This window comes from Pseudomonas sp. S5D5 (assembly GCF_003013355.1).
In the GTDB taxonomy this organism is placed as follows: Bacteria; Pseudomonadota; Gammaproteobacteria; order Pseudomonadales; family Pseudomonadaceae; genus Aquipseudomonas; species Aquipseudomonas aylmerensis.
The window spans coordinates 3,241,552-3,263,244 of record NZ_PTEO01000001.1 but is presented as its reverse complement, the minus strand read 5'-3'; the positions used below and the strand labels follow the sequence as shown (position 1 = coordinate 3,263,244).

Below are 21,693 nucleotides of genomic sequence, written 5' to 3'. Positions count from 1 at the left end.
TTTAGGGAGTTGCACCGCACATGACTTGCTGGAATGTCCTTGGCCTGCCGCCGGATGCCGATAGCCGCACGATCAAGCGCACTTACGCGGCGCTGCTGAAGAAGACCCGGCCGGATGACGACCCCGAGGGTTTCCAGCGCCTGCGCGAAGCCTATGAGGCCGCGCTGACGTGGAGCGAGGACCCGCAGGAAGCCGACGAAGTCATCATCGAGCCCCATGGCGAGACCCTGGCCGAGCGTTACCAGGCGGCGCTCGGTCATGGCGGCGCGCTGCACTTCGAAATCCACCTGCTGCTGCGCGACATCGAAGGCGACCTCAACCCCGAAGACACGCGCTGGGCCTTTGAAACGTTCAACTGGCTGACCGCCTGGCAGCGCCTGGAGTTGCCCGCCGAGCTGGTCGGGAAGCTCGAGCGCAAGCACCGCGCGGCCTTGCAGCAACCGCTGCGCGAGGCTCTGGAGCACAAGGATGAGGCAGCGTTCCTGGCCGCTTATGCAGCGCGCGACGAGCACCCTTGGGTGAACAATCACCCGCATGCCGAGTGGTTCAACCAGTGGCTGGCGCGGCTGCTGGCGCAGAGTCACTACTGGTCGAGCGCCGTATTCGAGGCAGTCTGCGCCGGCCAGCACTGGCACGGCGGCGCGGGCCATGAGTGCCCGGCAGACGAGTGGACGCTGCTGTTGCGGCGCCAGCAAGCGCCAATCTTCATGGCGCGCCAGCGTGCCCTGGCGGCCGAAGCTCCCAACACCCCGCAACAACGGGCCGCGCGGTTGCTGCTGGCACCGCTGAGCCTGGGCCAGCGGCGTGCCTTCGCCCAGCGCTTCAACGAACACGACTGGAAAGCCTGCCAGGCGCTCAGCGCCGACATCTACGCCGACCACGTGGCCGAGGCCGAGGCGATGCCCGGCGGCACTGTGTATTTCTGGCAAGGCTGGGACACGGCGATGGACACCTGGCCGTGGATCGTCGCGCTGGTGCTGAGTTGCCTGGTCGGCGCGCTGGCAAAGGCCGAAACCCTGGCCGGCAACGTGGTACCGACGCTGGGCTACGGCGTGTTATGGGCATTCGCCGCAGTGATAGGCGCCGGTGTGGCCTGGCAGGCCTGGCGCCCGCTGGCCCATCAGTACCGCGTGCTGGATGAGCAGCTCAGTCAACGCCTGCCCCGCTGGCTCAGCCCTACGCACTTGCCATTGCTGCCGATACGGGACCTGGTGCCTGGACTGATCCTCGCCGCCACGCTGGGGTATGTCTTCAGCCCGTTTGCCAGCCTGACACTGGTGGCGGTGCTGGCGCTTATCGGCGTGATCAAGCGACCCTTGATGAACAGTCACACCCCGTGGACCGCGCGCAATCCGCGCTGGGCCGCACTGGGCATGGCACTCTTGGTGATCCTGGGGATTGCGCTGTACGCGGGCCTGGCCCTGCTCGACAGCCAGAACCGCGTCACCCGCAACCAGGGCCTGCAACCCTGGACCGAACGCCTGTGCAGTCGCATGCCGCGCACCGACACCGCGTGCCAGGCCCCCGCCACCGAGGCGCAGTGGTATGGACAGGAGGCTACGCAATGAATCCGAAATGGCTGGTGCCTATCGGCCTGGTGCTCGGCCTAGGCTTGCTCGGCGTAGCCGGCGCCACCAAACCGCTGCAATACGCGCAATTGTGGCTCGACCAGCGCGACAGCCCCTACACCGCGGCGGCCAGCGCCATTGCGCCGATCATTGATTGCGTAAACCGCGTCGATCGCGAAACACGCCTGGCCTACTACTTCATGAGTACCGGGCAGGAGGAAGTGCGCAGCTACGATAAATTCGGCGACCGCAGCGAGCCCGATGCCCGCTATATCCGCGCGTCGGTCTGCTCTGAGCTGTACACCCTGAAACTGCGGCGCCAGCAACCCGACAGCCCACTGCTCGGGCCCGCCGCGACCTACGCGGCCAGCCTGAACAGCTTCACCTCGCTGGCTGATCGGGTCACGCTGCCGGAGTGGACGTCTGCCGCACAGCAAATCCTCGTCGAAGCCGTGAGAAAACAGTATGCGTTGCAACTGGCCGAGAAAGGCCAGGACTACCTGGCGGCCTCGACCGCGCTGCGCACGCCGCTGGAGCAGGCCGACATGGCGGTGCGCCCGGCGCAGCTGGCGTTGATCGAGGCACGCTTCGGCCGGGACATGCACTGGCAGGTGCTCAATTACATGATCGCCGCGCGCCAGGCCGTGAACCAGATCGAGCAAGGCATGCGCAACGCCAGCCTGACGCCGCCTGCCGTGGCAGCCTTGGCCGACACCGTGCAACAGGCGGCAGACAGCGCCCGGGCCTATGTGCGTACCCATCCGGGCGACAAGCTCGACGAAGAAGCCCATTTTCTCTGGTACACCCTGAACGAGCCGGCCGACGCGTACCTCTCAGCCTTGCGCACGCTCACCCAACACTGGCACGAACACGCCCCACCGCAGCAACTGAGTGACGACTATTACCTCGTCACCCGCCGCTACGATGCCCTGCTCAGCTACTACAACAAACCGGCCAGGAATGCGTTTTAAGCGTCAGTGCTTTTTCAGCTTCAGGTAAGACTGATGCAGGTCCGATGCCCAGCCATCAATGACGCTTTTGACATCGTCGGCCTTCATCACCTGCGAGTCGTTCGCCAGTGGCTTGCCGGTGCCTTTGCGCACGACTTGGGCGAGCACCTTGCCACTGGCGCCGTCGAGGAACTGCGCCTCGGTGCCGAGGGTGGTTTCCTGGTCGCGGATGCCGGTGCCGGTACTCACCGCCGCCGCCACCAGGGCAACCGGAATGTACTCATACGGCTTGAGGGACTCGGTCTTGCTGCTTATCGCTGTGATCGCCGCACGCACCACTATCACGCCAGGGCCGGGGGCATTGGCCAGCGGCAACGACTTCGCCAGCTCACGCTTGAGCGCCTGATTGTAGTAGGTGTTGATGCCATTGAGGGTGTTGTCCGGGATTTTCGCGGTGGCCTGGGGCTTGGGGTAGAACTGGGTCGGTTCGATGTACACCGCGTTGTAGCGACTCAGGTCCAGCTTGGGATCGACCCAGCGCATCACTTCGGCCCCCGAAGGCGACTGGGCCTCCTTGAGCTGGCTGTAGTCGGAGAGAAAACCCGAGTACTCATCCGGTTGCGTGACCTTGCTGGCGCAACCGCTCATGGCGAGGGTTGCGATGCACACGGTGCTCATCATTAGCCTTAGTTTCATCATTGAACTCCCTGGCGGTCTTCGTCAAAACACTGAGCTGTAGGTATAGCCAATCCTGGAGAAATAGTGCTTTTTCACCTGCCCGTTTGACAGGACTGCGGCCAGCGTCATAGCTGCACGGAGCTTAAGCGCGCCGTAGAGCGTCCATGCATCAAGACAGCGGAAGTCGGAATGCCCAAGCCCAAACAAGCGCCTGTCGTACCCCACCGTGATTCGCCCCGTCGTTACCTGTACCCCGTGCTGATTGTGCTGCTGTTGGCGGCCATGGCCGGGATCTGGTTTTTCCTGCAGGCCAGCGCGCCTCGGTTACCGGCTCCGGCGCCCGTGGCGGCGACCAAACCGGTGGTCATCGCGCCCCCTGCGCAGATGGTCGACGAGCAGCAGTGCCAGGGCTGCCACCAGGCCCAGGCCAAGGACTGGCAAGGTTCGCACCACCAACTGGCGATGCAGCCCGCCACGCCGCAGACGGTCCCGGCGGATTTCAACAACGCCTCGTTCAGTGCCGAAGGTGAAACCACGCGGTTCTATCAACGCGGCGATGAGTTCTGGGTCAACACGCCGGGCAGCGATGGCAAGGCGGCCGACTTCAAGGTGGCCTACACCTTTGGCATCGCGCCGTTGCAGCAATATCTGCTCGAAGGCGGCGACGGGCGCTTGCAGGCCCTGGGCGTGGCCTGGGATACACAGAAAGGCCGCTGGTTTCATCTCTATCCAGGCCAGGGCGTCACCTTCAAGAACCCGTTGCACTGGAGCAAACCCAACCAGAACGCCAACTTCATGTGCGTGGAATGCCACACCACCGGCTACAAACGCAACTTCGATGCGTTCAACAACCGCTTTAACAGTCAATGGAACAGCCTCGGCGTGGGCTGCCTGGCCTGTCATGGCCCGGCCTCCAACCACCTGCAGTGGACCGCCAAAAACACTGATGCGGTGCACGCCGGGTTTACCGTGGATTTGAGGAAGACCTGCTCAAGCGTCAGCCCTATCACCGCACTGCGCGGCTGTCGCTGATCCAGTACTACCTGGAAAATGGCCAGGAACCCAAGGCGCAGGCCGTGCTGCAAAGCTGGAAGGCGCTCAACCCCGGCGACCCGGCGCTGAAATAGACACGTCCTCAGTCGGCACCGACGTGCCGGCGAGGCCTGTGTGCCTCAGCCGCGTTCGCGCGGAATCAGGCTCTGCAATTGCGAGGCGAGGAAGTTGGCGTCGAAGGCAAAAGTGTCCGGGTCTTTCAGGCCGTTGGTTTTCTTCCAGATCCAGTCATTTTTATCCGCCGCCAGCACCAGCGACACACTGCCGTGGCGCGCAGCGGTCAGGCCCATCACGGCCACGGAAATCAAGCCGCCCACGCCCATCACGTCCGGCACGAACTCCACCGGTTTGCCGGTGATCTGCACGGTCAGCTTCTCGGTCTTGAAGGTCGAGGCCTCGACCGGCACGCTCGGCCCGCTGGCCACATAGGGCTCACGGTGGACTTCGAGCAACCCCACCTGCTTGACCGGTTCGAGCCACTGCTCGATCTGCCCGAACAACTCGCTGAGCTTGTGCGTCCAGCGCGCCGACTGCAGGTCAAATTGTTGTTTTTTGTGCGCTTCGCTATCAGCGTAATGACGAAGCATCTCGCCCAGTTGCTGTACATCGTCCATTGCGGATTTCCTTGGGTGAGCCAGATTGCGAAGCCCGATCATGGCAGATGCGGCCACTCAGCGTATGACTAAACACCAGCGTGAGGCGCGGCTCGTCGCTGACCGTTGGATCAACTCCAACCCGGGCGCCCCGGCCTCAACGTGGAATGCAATGGAAGGTGCGGTTGACGTGTCAGCCCTGGGCTGGCGTTTCAGCGGCGGGATATTGCGCCACGGCTGATCGATGAACGGCGCGCCTGTTAACGTAAGCGCCGTAGTCGATATGCAATACCTTCGTCTTGGGAAGCTGGCTCTTATCAAGCTCAATCACCATTGGCCGCTTCAAATTGTCTGGTTGCAAGGTCAGGTAGATCGCAATTCCCTGACCCGTCGGCTTACGCAGGAAGAACACCACTTCCTGTTTCTCATCAAGGCCAGGAATCGCCGGCGCGGTGATCGTGAGTTTATCGTCTGTCTCGGTAACCGTGACCGCAGGCAGGGCGTCGAAGCTGAGAAACTCGTAGGTATTTGGCATCTGGCAATCCTCCTCGTATCAATGGATCAAGCCTGCATGGAATAGGCCTGACCTCCATTAACAGCGCCAAAACGCTTACCGTCTACTGTTAGAATTAACAGGTTTATACCTGTCATGACGGTGGTGCGTGCTACAGGTACACCCTGCAGCACGCGCAAGATTCTCGCCTGGGATTGAGGATTTCAGGGGATTCGCATGACGCCCATTGCGGCTTGATCAGGCCTGCAATACAGGTGTATCGAAAGAGGGATGCTCCGATAAAAGCTGACGCCACTCCATTCGAAACCAGGGAGTGAACTGTCCTTGCGATTCTGAAAGGCGCGCCGATATTTCGGCTCGTGTCCACCACTTGATCTCGCTGACTTCTTCAAGTGCCGGGCTGACCAAAGCGTCAGATTGCGCAACCAATACATGACAAAATTCGTGTTCCGCGCCGATTGAACCAAAGCGCGCATGGTACTCAAAACTGTATAAAAAACGGCACGAGGCCGTGACGCCTAATTCCTCACGCAGACGACGAGCTGCGGCATCCAGGATAGTCTCTCCCGGAGCCGGATGACTGCAGCACGCATTCGACCAGAACCCTGGCCAGAGCATTTTTCCGGCGGCACGACGCTGAAGTAGATGACGCCCATCGCTGTCGATCAGGTGCACTGAAAATGCGCGATGAAGCTTTCCCGCTCCCAGGTGTGCTGTGCGTTTGTCACACACTCCAATCTGTACATCCTGGGCGTCAACTAACACTACATCATTGTTCATTGTGCATTCCCTTCCGTGCAATTACGCATGCCCTCCCCCGCACACTGCTTTCAGTGCGCGAGGTTTACTCAGGTAAGGGGACTTGCCCCCAGGCGCTGACGAACGTCAGCGCTGCCTCGTCGAACCCTGGATCGGCACGCAGGCGGGCCATGGCGTCAAGGTCGTCTTGAGTGAGTAACGCCAGTTTCAGCAGCGCCGGTCCAGCCTGGGCGGTGGTTGCAGCCCAAAAGGCATCGGCGAGGCTGTTGTCACCGATTCGACCTTCGAGGGTACGCTGCCCGACGCTGGAGAGTCCCCGAGCACGTAATCCAGCGGCAAGCGTATCAGCCCAGCGCATGTTGGAGCCGATGGTCTGCTCCAGGAGGGTGACTCCGGCCTCGGCGACTTTTCGAAACAGCGGGTTCGCAGTGCTCAAGCTCGGTTGCAGACTCACGTCTTCGATCACCAACCAACCGCCCGGGCGGACCCAGGTTGCGGCTCGCGTCAAGATTTCTTCGCGTTCGCTGAGGTGACACAGCAGCGCCCGAGCATGCACCACGTCAAAGGAGGCAACAGGAAAACCATCAGTCGCCGCATTGTGGGTCAGCACCCGAATGCCGGGAATATCGGCCAGGAATCGGGTATCGATGTCAGTGGCGGTGACCGTCGCGTCGAGATATCGCTTGCTCAGCCATCTCGCGAGGGATCCGGCACCGGCGCCGAGATCGAGGATGGCGGGCGTGTGCGCAAGATCCAACTGATTAAAAACCTCCTGGCTCAAGGGGTCAAAGGCACGCTCCAGGGTGCGTAAACGGGCCAACTGGCCTGCGTGCTGATCGGCAAGATAACTGCTGGTGTAGCCTGCTTCCTCAGTGAAGTCAGTAGTGCTCATAGTGTGACCTCCAGTTGCTCAGGGCACCGATTGAGGAATCCGTGCTCGGTAGGCTTGAACCCAGGAGCCCAGCGCAGGTTCGGAAAGGCCTGTAGCAGCATGCGAGCGCTGATCGTAATCTCCATCCGCGCCAGCATTGAGCCCAGACAGAAGTGGCGCCCCGCGCCAAAGGCGAAATGGCTGGCTGCGTGTTCGGTGCGCGACATGTTGAAAGTGTCCGGATCGGTGAATTGGTCTGGATCACGGTTGGCCGAGCCGATCAGACAGGCCAGGGTCGCTCCGGCAGGAATCGTTCCCGACGGCAGCTCCAGCGATTCACGGGCCTCCCGCAGTACAAGTTGCAAAGGCGGGTTGCGTCGCAGGGTTTCGGCGAGCGCATTATCCATCAGCTCTGGATTGGTCATCACCGCGTCTTTGACACCCGGCTCGTTCAGCAGGTTGACAATCAGATTCGCCAGCGCACCGTGACTGGTCTCGCTACCCGCCGTCATCAGGATCGCACAGTAGGACCGAACGAACGTCTCCGACAACGGCTTGCCGTCGATCTGAGCCGCCAGGAGCTGCGAAATCAAATCATCTGAGGGTTCAGAACGGCGGGCGTCGATGTGTGGCTGGATGAAGTCGTAGAAACTGTCTCGGTTGGATAACCCACCGGTCAACAGTGCCGGGTCCTGTCGATAGTTGCCCATATAAGCAAAGCCCACGGCACACCAACGTTTAAGCCGCTCCACTTCCTCGCGGGTTTCAGCCGGGAGACCCAGTGCACGAGCCATCACCTGCACGGGCAGTGCCGCGGTGAAATCGGCAATGAGGTCCACCTGAGGTCGACCCTGCATTTGCGCCAGAAGGTCTGTGGTTACCGCGATGATGGAGTTCTCAAGCGCCGCGAGGGCATTGCTGCGAAACGATGGACTCAGCAACGCTCGGTGCTGAGCGTGCTCGCATCCATCCATAGTGACAATTGTGTGTCCCAGCAACGGTCCAATCTGCCAACTGTAGTTGTTGTTGCTCGCCCCAGGATGGGTCAGCGCCGCCTTCACATCCACATACCGACTGACCAGCCACACATCAGTAGGCTCGTCGTAAACGATCGGTAGCGAGGTACGCAAACGCTCATACAATGGGTACGGGTCGACTTCGAATTGACGGGATTTAAGAGTCGGCGGGGTCAGTTTCAGATCCACTTGCCGGTTATCCTGTGCCGAAGCGTCGGCAGCTTGCAGGTGATAGCGAGAAACGCTCCGGTGCCAGTCGCCCGCCGCCCGGACAATCTGGCGCAGCCGATCCGGGTCAGTCGCGGCGGACCGCCGATGATTCGCAGGCTGGGCGGCGACCGCGGTGAACTGCGCAACCGCCGTGTTCACCCTCTGATGGGCCAATTCAATCGCGGCAGGGCAGTCCAGGCTTCTGGTATCGGCAAGGATCGACACCAGGTTGAAGCGCTCACCACACACCACATCTTTGGCAATCGAATGGATGTCGTTCGTCCAGGCAATTATATCGGCAGCGTGCTCACGCAGCGTGTTCCACCATTCGGTGTCCGCTGCATCCGCGTACGGATCGAGCGTTTCAGCCGCATCGATGAGATCAAAGAAGAACAGTGCGCCGAAAGAGTTACGGCGCAAAGGCAGGTACTCGGCCAACGTGAGCGCCGTGTCGGTTTCCCGCACGCGGACCAGCGTCGCCTGCGCTCGCAGATGTTGGATCAAATGCCGCACGAGCCTATTTCGCCAGTGGTCGTCCCCCAAGCGCTGGGTCTGAGGCCACAGGTCATCGACCAGAACACTGAGCATCGGGTCATCAAAACGGCTGGTTTCAGCTGCAGGATCAGCCTCGCAACCGTCGGTCAAAGCCTGTACTGCGGTGATGAAACGATCCAGTGCACCTTTTTCCGCCCAAGGGCCATCATCGATTCGGTCATCGAGGATCAGCGCCCACAGGTACCAGCAGACCAGAATCTCGGCTTGTGGCGTGGGCGCCCTTCCGCACAGCGCAATGCCCAGTTCGAGCAGCGCAGTGGTACTCAACCGATGCGCACCGCGGCGTCCGATCAAGCCATACCGCTGCGCCCAGGCGAGAGCATGTGCACGCAACGGCTCACGGTCGGAACGCGGTGGCGGACCAGCGAAAGGCAGATGGATTTCGGGAATAATGAGCGGTGTCGGTGATAAGTGATCGCGTTGGCCGGTGCCGGGATCGCCTTCGCAGGGTTGCGATGCCATGAGGGATTCCTCCTGAATCAACTTTTTATAAGATTGGGCTCCGGCTGCAACGCCTGCCGTCACGACGAAGCAGAATAGATCGTAGTTTCTTCAACCGGCCTGATCTTACTTGAAGCTAATCTCTTGAAATGTGGGCATTGCCTTAAGTCGACCCGGACAATGCCTCTCAGAGTGTGGGGGGGGGTGAACCGCCATCCCTACTCCTCCCGTCCCAGCGGTCTGGCAGGTGTATTGATTGCTCGCCACTGCTGATTAGATACGCGCATTGATTCGAAATATACTGTCATTTCTTACAGGTATGGACGAGTCCCCCAGCACGCTGGCTGCGGTCGGCAAACGCCGTTGTTTGAACTGCTATGGTGAATGAGTTGGCAACTGCGTATGACTATTCGGCAGCCGCTGGGTAAGGTGAAGCGACTTTCCTTGTCAGGAGCATCGCATGCGCACTATCGGCCTTATCGGCGGCATGAGCTGGGAGTCCAGCGCCGAGTACTACCGCATCATCAACCAGCGCGTGCGCGACCAGCTCGGCCCGCTGCGCTCGGCGCAACTGTTGATGTACAGCGTGGATTTCGGCCCGATGGAACAAGCCCAGCATGCCGGGCGCTGGGATGACGCCGCGCTGATCCTCGAAGATGCCGCGCTTCGCCTGCAGGCCGGTGGCGCCGAGTGTGTGGTGTTGTGTACCAACACCATGCATTTGGTCGCGCCGCGCATCGAGGCGGCGGTGTCGATTCCCTTCCTGCATATTGCCGATGCGGCCGGCGCCGCTGCCGTGGCCGCCGGCACGCTGACCGTCGGCTTGCTCGGCACGGCGTTCACCATGGAGCGGGACTTTCTCAAGGCGCGCCTCGCCGCCCAGGGCCTGACCGTGCTGGTGCCGGACGCCGACGAGCGCCAGGCCGTGCACCGGATCATCTATGACGAATTGTGTGTCGGCGTGATCAGCGATGCGTCACGCGCGGTCTACCTGCGGGTGATCGAAGGCCTGGCCGCACGGGGCGCCCAGGCGATCATCCTCGGTTGCACGGAAATCAGCCTGCTGGTCAAGCCCGAGCACAGCACGCTGCCGCTGCTGGACACCACCGAGCTGCATGCGCAGGCTGCGGTGGCGTTTGCACTGCAGGATTAAGCCGATTGGCGCAGGCGCGCCATGCTCAAGGTGTCGACAAAAACACCGTCACGCAGGGCGTAGTCGCGCATGCGCCCTTCGACTTCGAAGCCGAACTTGCGATACAGCTGATGCGCGGCTTCGTTGTCGGCGTACACCGTCAGTTCCACGCGGCGCAGGTTCATCCAGTTGTCGGCCACGTCCAGCGCGGCGGCCAACAAGCGCGAACCGACGCCCTTGCCCTGCCAGGCCGGCGCCACGCCCATGCCGAACGAGCCGACATGCGCACGGCGCACGCGCGGGTACTGTTCCAGGCCCAGCTGGCCAATGACCTCGCCGCCGTGCACGGCGACCAGTTGTAGCCGGCGCTCATTGTCGGTGACCAGCTTGTTGCGCCAGGCCTCTACCGACTGAAACGGCATCTGCAGCACCTGTCGGCACACGGCCGGATCGTTATAGAGCGCAGCCACGCCTTCGAGGTGGGTTTCGCCAAAGCGCTGGATCACGATATGCGGTTCAGGGGCGTGCATGGTGTTTCATCCTTTGAAAGACACGTGGCCGACTAGTGTAGAGGCCACGCGCGCTGCCTGGCTAGGGCGCCGGCAGGGTTGTCCACAACGCCGGCCAATCCCCGTAGGGGCTCCCGGTGCAGCGCGGCATCATCTTAAACTCACGCAACTGGAACGCCTTGCCGTCAAAGACCCAGACCCCGCCCGCACCGCAATCACCGATCCCGCGCAGCTTGTAGAAATAACTCAAGGTGCCGGTGGTTTCGTCATACCCCACGGAGCCTTCGAACGCGGCGCCGTCCAACGGCAAAGGCTGAATGCTCAGCAACGTTTCGGTGTAAGGCGACTTGCGCTCACGGCTGCTGATTTCGTACTCGCAGTTGTAGGCCGCGCAGTCAGTGCGCACCACCATCATGGCCTGGTCGGCACTCAAGGCCCCGGCCTCGGCGTCGGGTTTCATTTCAGTGTCGGTGTTGGTCAGCGCCTTGATCGCCGCTGCAGCCAGGCCGGCCTGTTCTTGCGCGGTCAGTGCGGGGGCGGTCGGGAACTTGCGCAGCACCGGGGTCGGCTGGCGAGCCGGCACCTCGCTGGCAGCGGCCTTGCCCGGCCGGGCCAGCGCGGTGACGTTGTCTACCCGCCCCTGCACCGCGTCCATCAACAACAGCGAAGCACTCAGCCCGCTCAGCGACACCTTGGCGTTTTCATCGCCAGGCAACTGCAGGCGCTGGCCATTGCGCAACCGCTGCAACCAGCGCCGCGCCGGCGCGTCCTCGATGACGCTGTAGAAGTGCATCTCGGGGTCGCCGCCTTCATCGTCCAGCTCCACATGCAAGTCGCGCGTCAATGCCTGCCCCAAGGGTTGGCCATCCAGCAGCAAAGTGGAAAGGTCGAGGTCTTCGCCGCGGTGATCAAAGCGCAGGCGCAAGTACCCTTCGGGACCTGCCTGGTGAAAGATATGCAAGGTCAGCGAACTGTAGTCTTCTTCATCGACGCCGCTGGGTGAACTGAGCGCGTGGCAATTGCGCAAGTTGTCGCAACCGGTGACCCAGTTTTTGATTTCCCGCAGCAGCGGTACGGTTTCAGTCGCGGGTTGGGCGAGGACGTGAGGGCTGATACCAGCCAGCAGCATGGCCAGGAATGCGGGGCGCAGCATGGGGACTCTCCGTGTCAAAAAGGCGCGGATTGTCCCATGTTCAAGGGTTCAAGTCAGCGCCCGGCAGCCGTGCGCCATACCCGCGCAATATCCGCCGCGCGCTCGGCCAACAATCGCGGGGCTTCACTGCAGGCCTGCTCCAGGCTCATCGGGCCCGACGGCAAGGCAAACGCGGCATTCACGCCGTGGGCGTACATCTGTTCGTAGCCATCGCCCAGGGTGCCAGCGATGACAATCACCGGCACCCCATGTTGGCGGGCAATGCGCGCGACCCCAAACGGGGTTTTGCCGCGCAGGGTCTGGGCGTCGAAGCGGCCTTCACCGGTGATCACCAGGTCGGCGCCCCGTACGGCGTCGTCCAGGCCGACCAGCTCGGCGACCACGTCCACCCCGGCCCGGAACTGCGCACCGAGAAACGCCTTGGCGGCAAAACCCAGGCCGCCGGCGGCGCCGCTGCCGGGCTCATCGCGCACATCCTTGGGCAACACCTGGGCACACTGGTCGGCGAAGTGCCCGAGGGCGGCGTCCAGCTGTTGCACCTGCTCGGGATTGGCGCCTTTTTGCGGACCGAATATCGCCGACGCGCCGTGGGGGCCGCACAGTGGATTATTCACATCGGCGGCGATTTCAAAGCGTACCTGCGCCAGCCGTGGATCAAGGTTCTCCAGGCTGATCCGCGCCAGTCCAGCCAAGGCCAGGCCACCGGGTGCCAGGGCCTGGTGATCGGCGTCGAACAGTTGCACGCCGAGCGCCTGCATCGCGCCGGCCCCGCCATCGTTGGTGGCGCTGCCGCCAATCGCCAGGATGATGCGCTGGGCACCCAGGTCGAGGGCGGCGCGGATCAGCTCACCGGTGCCGAACGTACTGCTGCTGCAGGCGTCCCGCTGGCCCGGCGGCACCAGTTGCAGGCCGCTGGCTTCGGCCATTTCGATAATCGCGGTGTGGCTGTCAGCCAACCACCCCCAACGCGCTTGCACCGTGGCCCCCAACGGACCCCGCACCGCCTGGCGCCGCAACTCGCCGTTGCAGGCCGCGAGCACCGCATCCACCGTCCCTTCACCACCGTCCGCCATGGGGCACAAGACGCTCTGCGCATCCGGCCAGACCTGCGCCAGCCCGGCGGCAATGGCCTGGGCGACGCCCTCGGCACTCAGGCTGTCCTTGAACGAGTCGGGGGCGATGATGATTTTCATGGGCTTTCTCCGGTTTTTATGACGCCCATGCTGCCAGTTGGCTTCGGGAATGACGCCGGTCCGATGCACAAGTCTGGCTCAGGTTTGTTGTTCATTCCGACAAAGCCTGGGGCAGCAGCTGTACGCCTAGGTAAAGAGCCAGCATGCCGTCAAGGGTCAGCGGATCAACGCCGCTCAGCTCAGCGATGCGCTCCATGCGATAACGCAGGCTATTGCGATGAATGCCGAGGGCGTCGGCGCACGCCTGGCTTTGCCCGTCGTGGTCGCACCAACTGCGCAAGGTCGCGAGCAACTGGCCGTTAGTGTCTTTGGCCAGCACCTTGTGCAGCGGCTTGAGCAATTCGTCCAGGGCATCGTCATTGCGATGGCGCCAGAGCATGACGGGCAGGCGATAACGGTTGAGGGTCAGCAGCCGCGATTGCGGCAGAATATCGCGCCCATACGCGAGCAGATCACCCACACGCCGGTAACAGCGGCGCAGCCCCGCCAAGCCATCGGCTTGCCCACCCACGGCCACGCGCAGAACCTGCCAGCCCAGGCCTTCGAGCTTTTCCAACAAGCGCGGATTGTCGACCTGCAGCGCGGCGGGCCGACACCACAGCAGCGAAAACTGCGCCGAGCTGACACACCAGCTGTCCGGATAGCGCGAGGTCAGCCAGGCACTCAACGCCTCCGCCGATTGCCCCACACCCAGCTCGAACAGGTACGGGGTGCGCGGCAGCTGCGGCTTGAGGCCCAGTTGTTGCGCCTCATCCACCAGGCGCGGCGAGTCACCAGTGTCGGCGAGCAGCAAGGCCAGCAAGTCATCGCAGCGCTGGCGTCGCCATTGCTGTTCGACCTGCTGGTGCCGATGGCTGACGAGCATCTCGGCGGTCATGCGCACCAGCTCGGCGTAAGTGCGCAGGCCTTCCGGCTCACCGGTGATGCCCAGCACGCCGATCAGACGCTGATCGTGCATCAGCGGCAGGTTGATGCCCGGCTGCACGCCCTTGAGGTGCTTGGCGGTCTGCCCGTCGATCTCGACCACGCGCCCATTGGCCAGGACCAGTTGAGCGCCCTCGTGGCGGGTATTGATGCGCTCCGGTTCACCGCTGCCAAGGATCAGGCCCTGGCTGTCCATGACATTGACGTTGTGCGGCAGGATCGCCATGGTGCGATCGACGATATCCTGAGCCAGGTCATGATCCAGCTCGAACATGGGGCCATCTCCTTGAAAGAAGTGCTTGAAAACGCAGGTTGTTCATCAGCACAGCGCAATTGATGCTTCACTGTGCGCAAGCACAAAGACAGCACCCTGCCACGTGGCTGAGACTCTTTGGGCGATCAACGTTACCTGCGCATCGCGAAAAATCATAATAAAGAGAGACTCCCCATGTCACAGAGCGCCGCTGCCACACTGGCCACCGATGACGATAAAAACGCCATCTACAAGCGCATTACCCTGCGCCTGATCCCCTTCATTTTCATCTGCTATCTGTTCAACTACCTCGACCGGGTAAACGTTGGCTTCGCCAAGTTGCAGATGCTCGATGCATTGAAATTCAGCGAAACCGTGTACGGCCTGGGTGCCGGGATCTTCTTTATCGGCTACGTGCTGTGCGGCGTGCCGAGCAACCTGGCGCTGACCAAATTCGGTCCGAGGCGCTGGATCGCGTTGATGATGATCGTCTGGGGCACCCTGTCCACCTGCCTGCTGTTCGTCACCACGCCGACGCATTTCTACACCCTGCGCCTGTTTACCGGTGCGGCCGAAGCCGGCTTCTTCCCGGGTGTGGTGCTGTACCTCTCGCAGTGGTTCCCGACCTTCCGCCGTGGGCGGATCATGGCGTTGTTCATGTCGGCGATCCCGGTGTCCGGCCTGCTCGGCAGCCCGTTTTCCGGCTGGATCCTCAACCACTTCGCCGCCGGCCAAGGCGGCCTGGCGGGCTGGCAGTGGATGTTCCTGCTGCAGGGCATCCCGACCGTGATCCTCGGCGCCCTCGCCTACTTCCTGCTCAGCGACAGTTTCGCCAACGCCAAGTGGCTCACGCCGCACGAACGCGCGGTGCTGGAAGCCGACCAGGCGACGGACCTGGCGAACAAGCCGAAAACCACCACCGACTCGTTGGCGGAAGTGTTCAAGAACCCGGCGATCTGGGCGTTCGGCCTGATTTACTTCTGCATCCAGAGCGGCGTGTACGCGATCAACTTCTGGCTGCCGTCGATCATCAAGAACCTGGGGTTCAGCGATAACCTGGTGATTGGCTGGCTCAGCGCGATCCCCTACCTGCTGGCCGCAGTCTTCATGCTGCTGGTCGGTCGTTCGGCGGACTTGCGCAAAGAGCGCCGCTGGCACTTGGTGGTGCCGATGTTGATGGGCGCGATTGGCCTGGTGATCGCGGTGAATTTCGCCACCACCCCGGCCATTGCCATCCTCGGCCTGACCATCGCGACGATGGGCGCCCTCACCGGCCTGCCGATGTTCTGGCCAGTGCCGACCGCCATGCTCAGTGCCGGCGCAGCGGCCGGGGGCCTGGCGTTGATCAACTCCATGGGCCAGATGGCCGGCTTCCTCAGCCCGTATATCGTCGGCTTCGTGAAAGATGCCACCGGCTCCACGGATGTGGCGCTGTACTTGCTGGCGGCGGTGATCGTGGCGGGCAGCGTGCTGGCGTTGCGGATGACGCGAACCCTGAAGGCGTAACTTTCATCCTGCAGGAGTCGGCTTGCCGGCGATAAGGCCCAAAGCCTTGCTGCGCGCCAGAGGGCGCGATCGCAGGCAAGCCGGCTCCTGCCGGTTCCGTCAGAGCAAGCCGCCGCCGTCGATGTCGATCACGGCGCCGGTCATGAAGCCATTCTCCATGGCCAGCACATACCCCGCCGCCACTTCCCCAGCCTGCCCGACACGCCCTACCGGCAAGGCGTCGCCGGCCTTGGCGAACATCGCCAGGCGCTGCTCTTCGGTCAACCCCGCATAGGCCGGTGTATCAATGACCCCGGGGCTGATCACATTGACGCGCCGTGGCGCGAGTTCTTTAGCCAACTGCTTGCCCAATGCCTCGGTCGCGGCGTTGATGCCGGTCTTGATGAATTGGCCAGCCGCCGCTTTACGCCCCAACTGCCCGGAGGTCAGGCTGATGCTGCCATGCTCGTCGAGAAACGGCAGCGCCAGTTGAATGGCCCGCAGTGAACCCCAGAGTTTCACATTGAAGTTTGCCTGGGCCTCATCCAGGTCGGTCTCGGCCAGCGTCTTGGCGTGCACCGATGGCCCCGATGTATAGACCAGATGATGAAACCGCCCCACGCTTTCGAACAGTCGCTGCAGCGAAGCGGCATCGGTAACGTCTACCGGCTCGCTGCGCAGGCCGTTTTCGTTGCCCGCAGACAAACGACGCCCGGCCAGTACCACTTGGGCGCCCCGTGCTGCGGCGGCCTTGGCCACGGCGGCGCCAATACCGCTGCTGCCGCCGATGACGATCACCGTTTTGCCGTTGAGGGAAGAAGTCATGAAGAAGTGTCCTGGGTCAGAAAGTGAGCGTTCATCTTCCCAGCTTGGCAATCGACGAAAAATCCCGGTAAAACGACAAGATCTTTAAAGGATTTTTACAAATGAGCTCGATCCTCGATCTGGACGTGTTTGTACGCACCGCCGACACCGGCAGTCTCTCGGCCGCCGCACGCAGCCTTAACCTGACGCCGGCCGCGGCGAGCATCGCGCTCAAACGCCTGGAAACCCGCCTGGGTATTCGCCTGCTCGCGCGTTCGACTCGCAGCATGCGCCTCACCGAAGAAGGCCGGCGCTATCTGGACAGCGTGCGCGTGGCGCTGGAAGCACTGTCCGAGGGCGAGCAAGCGATCAAGCAGCAAGGCCAGAGCCTCAGCGGCTTGTTGCAATTGGCGGCGCCTTCGGACTTCGGGCGCAACGTATTGCTGGGCTGGCTGGATGAATTCAAGGTCGAACACCCGGCTATCCGCCTGCAACTGCTGCTCAATGACAGCAACGCCGACCTGTTTCGCGACACCGTCGACATCGCCCTGCGCTTTGGCGTGCCGCAGGACTCCAGCCTGGTAGCGCTGCCGGTGGTGCCCGGCCACCACCGCATCGCGTGCGCCAGCCCCGACTACCTCGCACGCCACGGCACACCCCGCACACCGGCGGACCTGGCGCAGCACAGCACGCTGCGCTATATGCGTCGCGGCCGCGCCAACAGCACCTGGTATTTCCGCCAGGGCGCACAGTTGCAGGAGGTCGAGGTCAGCGGTGACTACCTCAGCGATGACGGTGAGATCGTGCGGCGCTGGGCCCTGGCCGGCCACGGTATCGCCTATAAGGCCAACCTGGATGTTGCCCGCGACATCAAAGCAGGCCGGCTGGTGCCTCTCTTAACTGACTGGCAAGGTGAGCCCGCGCCGTTCAACTTGATGTGTCCTCATCGCCTGCAGGTCTCGGAGCGCGTGAAAGTACTGCATGATTTTCTGCAGAGGCGCTGCCAGTCGTTGCTTAACACGACGCACCAGTGACAATTTGGCGATAAAAACGCGGCCGTTTAAACCTGTCATTTATGACAGTATCTGAGTTCATTGACCCCGATTAGCATAGTCATCCCGAGGTACCCTTCACGTTACGCAAGGAACATCGAGATGAAAGCTGAGACAGAGGCACTCACCAGTACAGGCACGCTGACCGCAAAGTTCAGCGGCAGCCATAATCACTCATTCGTATCGGATACTGACAGGCAACACATTTTCAAAGCGGGCGGCCAATGGCGTTTCAGCGGAGTACAACTGCAAAGCAGCGATCCGCACCAGAACTACTACGGACTCAGTGTGGTATTGCCAGCCAGCCTTGAGGAAAATGGCAAGGACCACACCTACAGCTTCCCCGGCGAGGCCACTGGTTTCGTCTTTACGCCCCATCGCGCAGGGATTTCGGTCTACACGATTGTCAGCGGCAAGATTACCGTTTCCGTACAAAATGACGAGATGAAAGCAGCCTTTCACTTCTCCTCAGCATTGAACAATGACCATGTGGATGTGACTGCCGGCGTGCTCCATTTAAAGGGAGTTTCCTATCCAAGGCTCAATACGGGAACCTTCGAGGGAAAATTCACCAACAGCCCTTTTTTACATAAGCAGTTTGTCGCCGAGAGTGCGGGCATCATCAGTCACGAATCGCCCGTCTTTCCGCACGTGTGGGAAGTTTTTGGCTCGCAGCGCATTGCCCTACCCCTGCCCTCAAATCTTATTGTCAGTATTCAAATAGATAAGAACCTGACCGAGCATGACTATGTCATCGGCCCAGAAGCCAAAGGGGTGTACGTTAATTGCAGCGCCCTGCCTGGGTGGACGTTTTATGTCCACCGCAAGGGAACACTGCATTTCGATTCATTACCCGGCACCGGTCACGCAAAAGGCAAGCTGAATTGCAGTTTCGTTAATCCCCAAGGCGGGGAATTCCAGTTCGACGGTAAGTTTGACGTCCGCGCGCCCTTCTATACCGCCTGACCTGCTGGATACTCAGCGATTGCCTTGAATCACCACCCGCTGATTTCGCTTGCTCCTCAAGCAAGTGTTATCGGCGGTAGGGCCGTGTACGCACATACGAGCAGCAAAACGCGACATCAGGCTTGTTCTAGAGCCTCCCTCTCTGGTATTGCATAGGTCACGTTTCCCTGCCTTGAGGAGCTTTGCATGATTTACCGCACATTGGGCCAGTCCGGACTGAAGGTCAGCGCCCTGACCCTGGGCACCATGATGTTTGGCGAACAGACCAACACCGAGGACTCGCTGCGCATCATCGACAAGGCCTGGGACCAGGGCATCAATTTTATCGACACCGCGGACGTCTACACCGGCGGACGCTCCGAGGAGATCGTCGGCGAAGCCATTGCGCGCCATCGTGAGGATTGGGTGCTGGCCTCCAAAGTCGCCATCGGCCCCACCGACGGCCTGCCCAATCGCAGTGGCTTGAGCCGCAAGCGCATCTTCAATGCGCTGGAAGCCAGCCTGACGCGCCTGGATACCGACTACCTCGACATCTACTACCTGCACCGCGAAGACCACGACACGCCGCTGGACGTCACGGTGTCGGCGATAGGTGACCTGATCCGCCAGGGCAAGATCCGCTATTGGGGCTTGTCCAACTATCGCGGCTGGCGCATCGCCGAAGTGATTCGCGTCGCCGAGCGCCTGGGCGTGGACAAGCCGGTGATCAGCCAGCCGCTGTACAACATCGTCAATCGCCAGGCCGAGGTCGAGCAGATCACTGCGGCCGCCGCCTATGGCTTGGGCGTGGTGCCTTACAGCCCATTGGCGCGTGGCGTACTCAGCGGCAAGTACGCGCCGGATGTAACCCCCGAGGCCGGCAGCCGCGCGGCGCGCCAGGACAAACGCATCCTGGAAACCGAATGGCGCGTGGAGTCGTTGCGCATCGCCCAGCAGATCCAGCAGTACACCCAAGGCCGTGGCGTGGGGATTGTCGAGTTTGCGATCGCCTGGGTGCTCAACAATGCTGCGGTGAGCTCGGCGATTGTCGGGCCGCGCACGGAAGCACAATGGGATGCCTACATCGGCGCGCTCGACGTGAAGATCTCGGCGGAAGATGAAGCCTTCATCGACTCGCTGGTGACGCCCGGGCACTCGTCCACGCCGGGGTTCAATGATGTGGGGCACTTTGTGTCCGGGCGGATAGCTCGTTTGTAAGCGGGGAATAGGGCCTTGTAGCAAGCGGGGCTTTTTGTGCTGAGCTGTTTCCTGTGGTGAGCGGGCTTGTTGAGGCAAGCGGGCTTACTGTGGTGAACAGGCTTGTGGCTGCAAACAGCTTCATGTGGCAAACAGGCTTCCTGTGGCGGGCGGGCTTCATGTGGTGAGCGGGCTTGCCCCGCGTTGGGTGGCGAAGCCGCCCCAAAACCAGTCGGCGAGGAGTACCTGATCCACCGCGTGCTCGCTGACAGGGGCTGCTTCGCAGCCCAACGCGGGGCAAGCCCGCTCGCCACAACAAGCATGCTCGCCAGGACAGGCCCGGCTGCCACAGGAAGCCTGCTCGCCACAACAAACTGGCCCGCCATGGGAAGTGGGTTCATCAAAGGAGGTTTGTCTCTATCACCCGATCCAAACCTTGGCCCATGAAAATTTCCGCGCAACACGGTGAACAGGCTCGTGGCGGTAAACAGGCTTAGTGTGGTGAACAGGCTTGGTGTGGTGACCAGGCTTTATGTGGTGAGCGGGCTTCATGTGGTGAGCGGGCTTGCCCCGCGTTGGGTGGCGAAGCCGCCCCAAAACCAGTCGGCGAGGAGTACCTGATCCACCGCGTGCTCGCTGACTGGGGCTGCTTCGCCGCCCAACGCGGGGCAAGCCCGCTCGCCACAACAAGCATGCTCGCCAGGACAGGCCCGGCTGCCACAGGAAGCCTGCTCGCCACAACAAACTGGCCCGCCACGGGAAGTGGGTTCACCCAAGGAGGTTTGCTCCCTTCACCCTCCTCCAAACCTCACCCCATGAAAATTTTCGCGCAAAACGCCCCAAAACAGCGCAACCGTCTCCCGTCAAAAGCTCCATAATCCCCTCCTGAATTTCTCTCTTCTTTTGTAGCAACCGGTTTTGGCGAGGACAGTGTGTCTAAAGGTGTTGTTTTATCCGTGGCGGCGTCGGTGTTGTTTGCCGTGATGTATTACTTCACGTCGCTGCTCACGCCGTTGAGCGGCCTGGAGATTTTCGGCTGGCGCATGTTGCTGACCGTGCCGTGCATGACGGTGTTCATGATCGTCAGCGGCGAATGGCGCCGTGTGTGGGAATTGCTGCGCAGGCTGGCGGCCAAGCCGCGGTTGATCGGCGGCGTGGTGCTGTCTTCGGCATTGCTCGGCGTGCAGTTGTGGCTCTTCATGTGGGCGCCACTGAACGGGCGCAGCCTGGATGTGTCGGTCGGTTACTTCCTGTTGCCGCTGACCATGGTATTGACGGGACGCCTGGTGTACGGCGAGCGGTTGTCGCGCCTGCAGCAGATCGCCGTCGTGTTTGCCGCACTCGGCGTGCTCAATGAGCTGTATCAAGCCGGCGGTTTCTCCTGGGCCACGCTGGTCGTGATCATCGGCTATCCGGTCTACTTCGTGGTGCGTAAATACTTGTCCACCGATCACCTGGGCGGTCTATGGCTGGACATGGCACTGATGCTGCCAGTGGCCTGGTGGTTCGTGCAGAGCGGCGAACAGGGGTTTGCCGTGCTCGACGCCTATCCGAAGCTGTATGCCTTGATTCCAACGCTAGGCCTGATCAGCGCATCGGCGCTGGTGAGCTACATCATCGCCAGCCGGTTGCTGGCGTTCAGCCTGTTCGGGTTGCTCAGCTATGTCGAGCCGGTGCTGTTGCTGGCAGTGGCGTTACTGCTGGGTGAAGGCATCAAGGGTGGTCAATGGCTGACCTATATCCCGATCTGGCTGGCGGTGATGGTGCTGGTCTATGAAGGCTTCAAGCATCTGGTGCGTCAGCGCAAAGCCTGATCCGCAGGCAATAAAAAGCCCGGC

20 protein-coding genes and 1 pseudogene are annotated in these 21,693 nt (G+C 61.8%); 10 read left to right on the top strand and 11 right to left on the bottom strand.

Translation table 11 applies throughout. From position 1 onward, the window contains the following. The first annotated feature begins 20 nt into the window (after window positions 1-20). On the top strand, window positions 21-1,568 hold the full coding sequence (locus C9990_RS15260; protein ID WP_106803808.1) for a J domain-containing protein: 1,548 nt from the start codon (window positions 21-23) through the stop codon (window positions 1,566-1,568). Further along, the gene (locus C9990_RS15255) at window positions 1,565-2,539 is read left to right on the top strand and encodes a DUF3829 domain-containing protein (RefSeq protein WP_106803807.1); all 975 of its coding nucleotides are present in this window, start codon (window positions 1,565-1,567) and stop codon (window positions 2,537-2,539) included. Before C9990_RS15260 ends, C9990_RS15255 begins: the two co-directional genes overlap by 4 nt. A gap of 3 nt (window positions 2,540-2,542) precedes the next feature. Here C9990_RS15255 and C9990_RS15250 read toward each other — a convergent pair whose 3' ends face one another. Continuing rightward, the gene (locus tag C9990_RS15250) at window positions 2,543-3,214 is read right to left on the bottom strand and encodes a DUF3313 domain-containing protein (RefSeq protein WP_106803806.1); all 672 of its coding nucleotides are present in this window, start codon (window positions 3,212-3,214) and stop codon (window positions 2,543-2,545) included. Between the two features lie 171 nt (window positions 3,215-3,385). On the opposite strand from C9990_RS15250, the pseudogene C9990_RS15245 reads away from it, so the two are divergent. Further along, window positions 3,386-4,216, top strand: a pseudogene (locus tag C9990_RS15245) (multiheme c-type cytochrome); the annotation flags it as partial. Continuing rightward, window positions 4,183-4,323 (top strand): tetratricopeptide repeat protein, encoded by a 141-nt coding sequence (locus C9990_RS33080; RefSeq protein WP_371920699.1) that lies wholly within the window; start codon window positions 4,183-4,185, stop codon window positions 4,321-4,323. The pseudogene C9990_RS15245 and the gene C9990_RS33080, both read left to right, overlap by 34 nt. Window positions 4,324-4,368: 45 nt before the next feature. Here the strand turns inward: C9990_RS33080 and C9990_RS15240 are convergent, their stop codons facing one another. From C9990_RS15240 to C9990_RS15220, 5 genes are all read right to left on the bottom strand, one after another. Then, entirely contained in the window at window positions 4,369-4,863 is a 495-nt protein-coding gene (locus C9990_RS15240; protein WP_065905406.1) for a hypothetical protein, read from the bottom strand. A gap of 172 nt (window positions 4,864-5,035) precedes the next feature. Continuing rightward, a complete protein-coding gene (locus C9990_RS15235) occupies window positions 5,036-5,377 on the bottom strand; it encodes a hypothetical protein (RefSeq protein ID WP_106803805.1) in 342 nt (113 codons plus the stop codon). A gap of 216 nt (window positions 5,378-5,593) precedes the next feature. Continuing rightward, window positions 5,594-6,136 carry an isopentenyl-diphosphate Delta-isomerase gene (gene idi / locus C9990_RS15230; RefSeq protein WP_106803804.1) on the bottom strand — a complete coding sequence of 181 codons (543 nt, stop codon included), beginning with the start codon at window positions 6,134-6,136 and terminating at the stop codon, window positions 5,594-5,596. Between the two features lie 64 nt (window positions 6,137-6,200). After that, window positions 6,201-7,007: a trans-aconitate 2-methyltransferase gene (locus C9990_RS15225; RefSeq protein WP_106803803.1), complete on the bottom strand. Its 807-nt coding sequence runs from the start codon at window positions 7,005-7,007 to the stop codon at window positions 6,201-6,203. Continuing rightward, complete coding sequence (locus C9990_RS15220) at window positions 7,004-9,229, bottom strand: cytochrome P450 (protein WP_106803802.1); 2,226 nt, start codon at window positions 9,227-9,229, stop codon at window positions 7,004-7,006. The genes C9990_RS15225 and C9990_RS15220 overlap by 4 nt, the downstream gene beginning before the upstream one ends. A 439-nt stretch (window positions 9,230-9,668) precedes the next feature. Here C9990_RS15220 and C9990_RS15215 point away from each other — a divergent pair, with 439 nt between their 5' ends. Next, window positions 9,669-10,361, top strand: coding sequence for an aspartate/glutamate racemase family protein (locus C9990_RS15215; protein WP_106803801.1), 693 nt, complete (start codon window positions 9,669-9,671; stop codon window positions 10,359-10,361). Here C9990_RS15215 and C9990_RS15210 read toward each other — a convergent pair. From C9990_RS15210 to C9990_RS15195, 4 genes are all read right to left on the bottom strand, one after another. Continuing rightward, window positions 10,358-10,870, bottom strand: coding sequence for a GNAT family N-acetyltransferase (locus C9990_RS15210; RefSeq protein ID WP_106803800.1), 513 nt, complete (start codon window positions 10,868-10,870; stop codon window positions 10,358-10,360). The genes C9990_RS15215 and C9990_RS15210 overlap by 4 nt on opposite strands. A gap of 61 nt (window positions 10,871-10,931) precedes the next feature. Next, window positions 10,932-12,002, bottom strand: coding sequence for a DUF1176 domain-containing protein (locus C9990_RS15205; protein ID WP_106803799.1), 1,071 nt, complete (start codon window positions 12,000-12,002; stop codon window positions 10,932-10,934). A 53-nt stretch (window positions 12,003-12,055) separates the two neighbouring features. Further along, window positions 12,056-13,195, bottom strand: coding sequence for a glycerate kinase (locus tag C9990_RS15200; protein ID WP_106803798.1), 1,140 nt, complete (start codon window positions 13,193-13,195; stop codon window positions 12,056-12,058). 91 nt (window positions 13,196-13,286) lie between these two features. After that, window positions 13,287-14,393, bottom strand: coding sequence for a sugar diacid recognition domain-containing protein (locus C9990_RS15195; RefSeq protein WP_106803797.1), 1,107 nt, complete (start codon window positions 14,391-14,393; stop codon window positions 13,287-13,289). Between the two features lie 174 nt (window positions 14,394-14,567). Between C9990_RS15195 and C9990_RS15190 the strand changes: the two genes are divergently transcribed. Then, the gene (locus tag C9990_RS15190) at window positions 14,568-15,878 is read left to right on the top strand and encodes an MFS transporter (RefSeq protein ID WP_106803796.1); all 1,311 of its coding nucleotides are present in this window, start codon (window positions 14,568-14,570) and stop codon (window positions 15,876-15,878) included. Window positions 15,879-15,977: 99 nt separating this feature from the next. Here the strand turns inward: C9990_RS15190 and C9990_RS15185 are convergent, their stop codons facing one another. After that, window positions 15,978-16,682, bottom strand: coding sequence for an SDR family oxidoreductase (locus C9990_RS15185; RefSeq protein ID WP_106803795.1), 705 nt, complete (start codon window positions 16,680-16,682; stop codon window positions 15,978-15,980). Window positions 16,683-16,783: 101 nt separating this feature from the next. Between C9990_RS15185 and C9990_RS15180 the strand changes: the two genes are divergently transcribed. The 4 genes from C9990_RS15180 (at window position 16,784) to rarD (ending at window position 21,669) form a co-directional block, all read left to right on the top strand. Further along, window positions 16,784-17,695 carry a LysR family transcriptional regulator gene (locus tag C9990_RS15180; RefSeq protein WP_106803794.1) on the top strand — a complete coding sequence of 304 codons (912 nt, stop codon included), beginning with the start codon at window positions 16,784-16,786 and terminating at the stop codon, window positions 17,693-17,695. 120 nt (window positions 17,696-17,815) lie between these two features. Continuing rightward, on the top strand, window positions 17,816-18,679 hold the full coding sequence (locus C9990_RS15175; RefSeq protein WP_106803793.1) for a hypothetical protein: 864 nt from the start codon (window positions 17,816-17,818) through the stop codon (window positions 18,677-18,679). Between the two features lie 186 nt (window positions 18,680-18,865). After that, window positions 18,866-19,876, top strand: coding sequence for an aldo/keto reductase (locus tag C9990_RS15170; RefSeq protein ID WP_106803792.1), 1,011 nt, complete (start codon window positions 18,866-18,868; stop codon window positions 19,874-19,876). 911 nt (window positions 19,877-20,787) lie between these two features. Continuing rightward, the gene (rarD, locus tag C9990_RS15160) at window positions 20,788-21,669 is read left to right on the top strand and encodes an EamA family transporter RarD (protein WP_065905429.1); all 882 of its coding nucleotides are present in this window, start codon (window positions 20,788-20,790) and stop codon (window positions 21,667-21,669) included. The last annotated feature ends 24 nt before the right edge of the window (window positions 21,670-21,693 follow it).

Bases quoted from the DNA above. Each gene is read 5' to 3' on its own strand.
- C9990_RS15260 (WP_106803808.1), top strand. From the start codon at position 21: ATGACTTGCTGGAATGTCCTTGGCCTGCCGCCGGATGCCGATAGCCGC.
- C9990_RS15255 (WP_106803807.1), top strand. From the start codon at position 1,565: ATGAATCCGAAATGGCTGGTGCCTATCGGCCTGGTGCTCGGCCTAGGC.
- C9990_RS15250 (WP_106803806.1), bottom strand. From the start codon at position 3,214: ATGAAACTAAGGCTAATGATGAGCACCGTGTGCATCGCAACCCTCGCC.
- C9990_RS15240 (WP_065905406.1), bottom strand. From the start codon at position 4,863: ATGGACGATGTACAGCAACTGGGCGAGATGCTTCGTCATTACGCTGAT.
- C9990_RS15235 (WP_106803805.1), bottom strand. From the start codon at position 5,377: ATGCCAAATACCTACGAGTTTCTCAGCTTCGACGCCCTGCCTGCGGTC.
- idi (WP_106803804.1), bottom strand. From the start codon at position 6,136: ATGAACAATGATGTAGTGTTAGTTGACGCCCAGGATGTACAGATTGGA.
- C9990_RS15225 (WP_106803803.1), bottom strand. From the start codon at position 7,007: ATGAGCACTACTGACTTCACTGAGGAAGCAGGCTACACCAGCAGTTAT.
- C9990_RS15220 (WP_106803802.1), bottom strand. From the start codon at position 9,229: ATGGCATCGCAACCCTGCGAAGGCGATCCCGGCACCGGCCAACGCGAT.
- C9990_RS15215 (WP_106803801.1), top strand. From the start codon at position 9,669: ATGCGCACTATCGGCCTTATCGGCGGCATGAGCTGGGAGTCCAGCGCC.
- C9990_RS15210 (WP_106803800.1), bottom strand. From the start codon at position 10,870: ATGCACGCCCCTGAACCGCATATCGTGATCCAGCGCTTTGGCGAAACC.
- C9990_RS15205 (WP_106803799.1), bottom strand. From the start codon at position 12,002: ATGCTGCGCCCCGCATTCCTGGCCATGCTGCTGGCTGGTATCAGCCCT.
- C9990_RS15200 (WP_106803798.1), bottom strand. From the start codon at position 13,195: ATGAAAATCATCATCGCCCCCGACTCGTTCAAGGACAGCCTGAGTGCC.
- C9990_RS15195 (WP_106803797.1), bottom strand. From the start codon at position 14,393: ATGTTCGAGCTGGATCATGACCTGGCTCAGGATATCGTCGATCGCACC.
- C9990_RS15190 (WP_106803796.1), top strand. From the start codon at position 14,568: ATGTCACAGAGCGCCGCTGCCACACTGGCCACCGATGACGATAAAAAC.
- C9990_RS15185 (WP_106803795.1), bottom strand. From the start codon at position 16,682: ATGACTTCTTCCCTCAACGGCAAAACGGTGATCGTCATCGGCGGCAGC.
- C9990_RS15180 (WP_106803794.1), top strand. From the start codon at position 16,784: ATGAGCTCGATCCTCGATCTGGACGTGTTTGTACGCACCGCCGACACC.
- C9990_RS15175 (WP_106803793.1), top strand. From the start codon at position 17,816: ATGAAAGCTGAGACAGAGGCACTCACCAGTACAGGCACGCTGACCGCA.
- C9990_RS15170 (WP_106803792.1), top strand. From the start codon at position 18,866: ATGATTTACCGCACATTGGGCCAGTCCGGACTGAAGGTCAGCGCCCTG.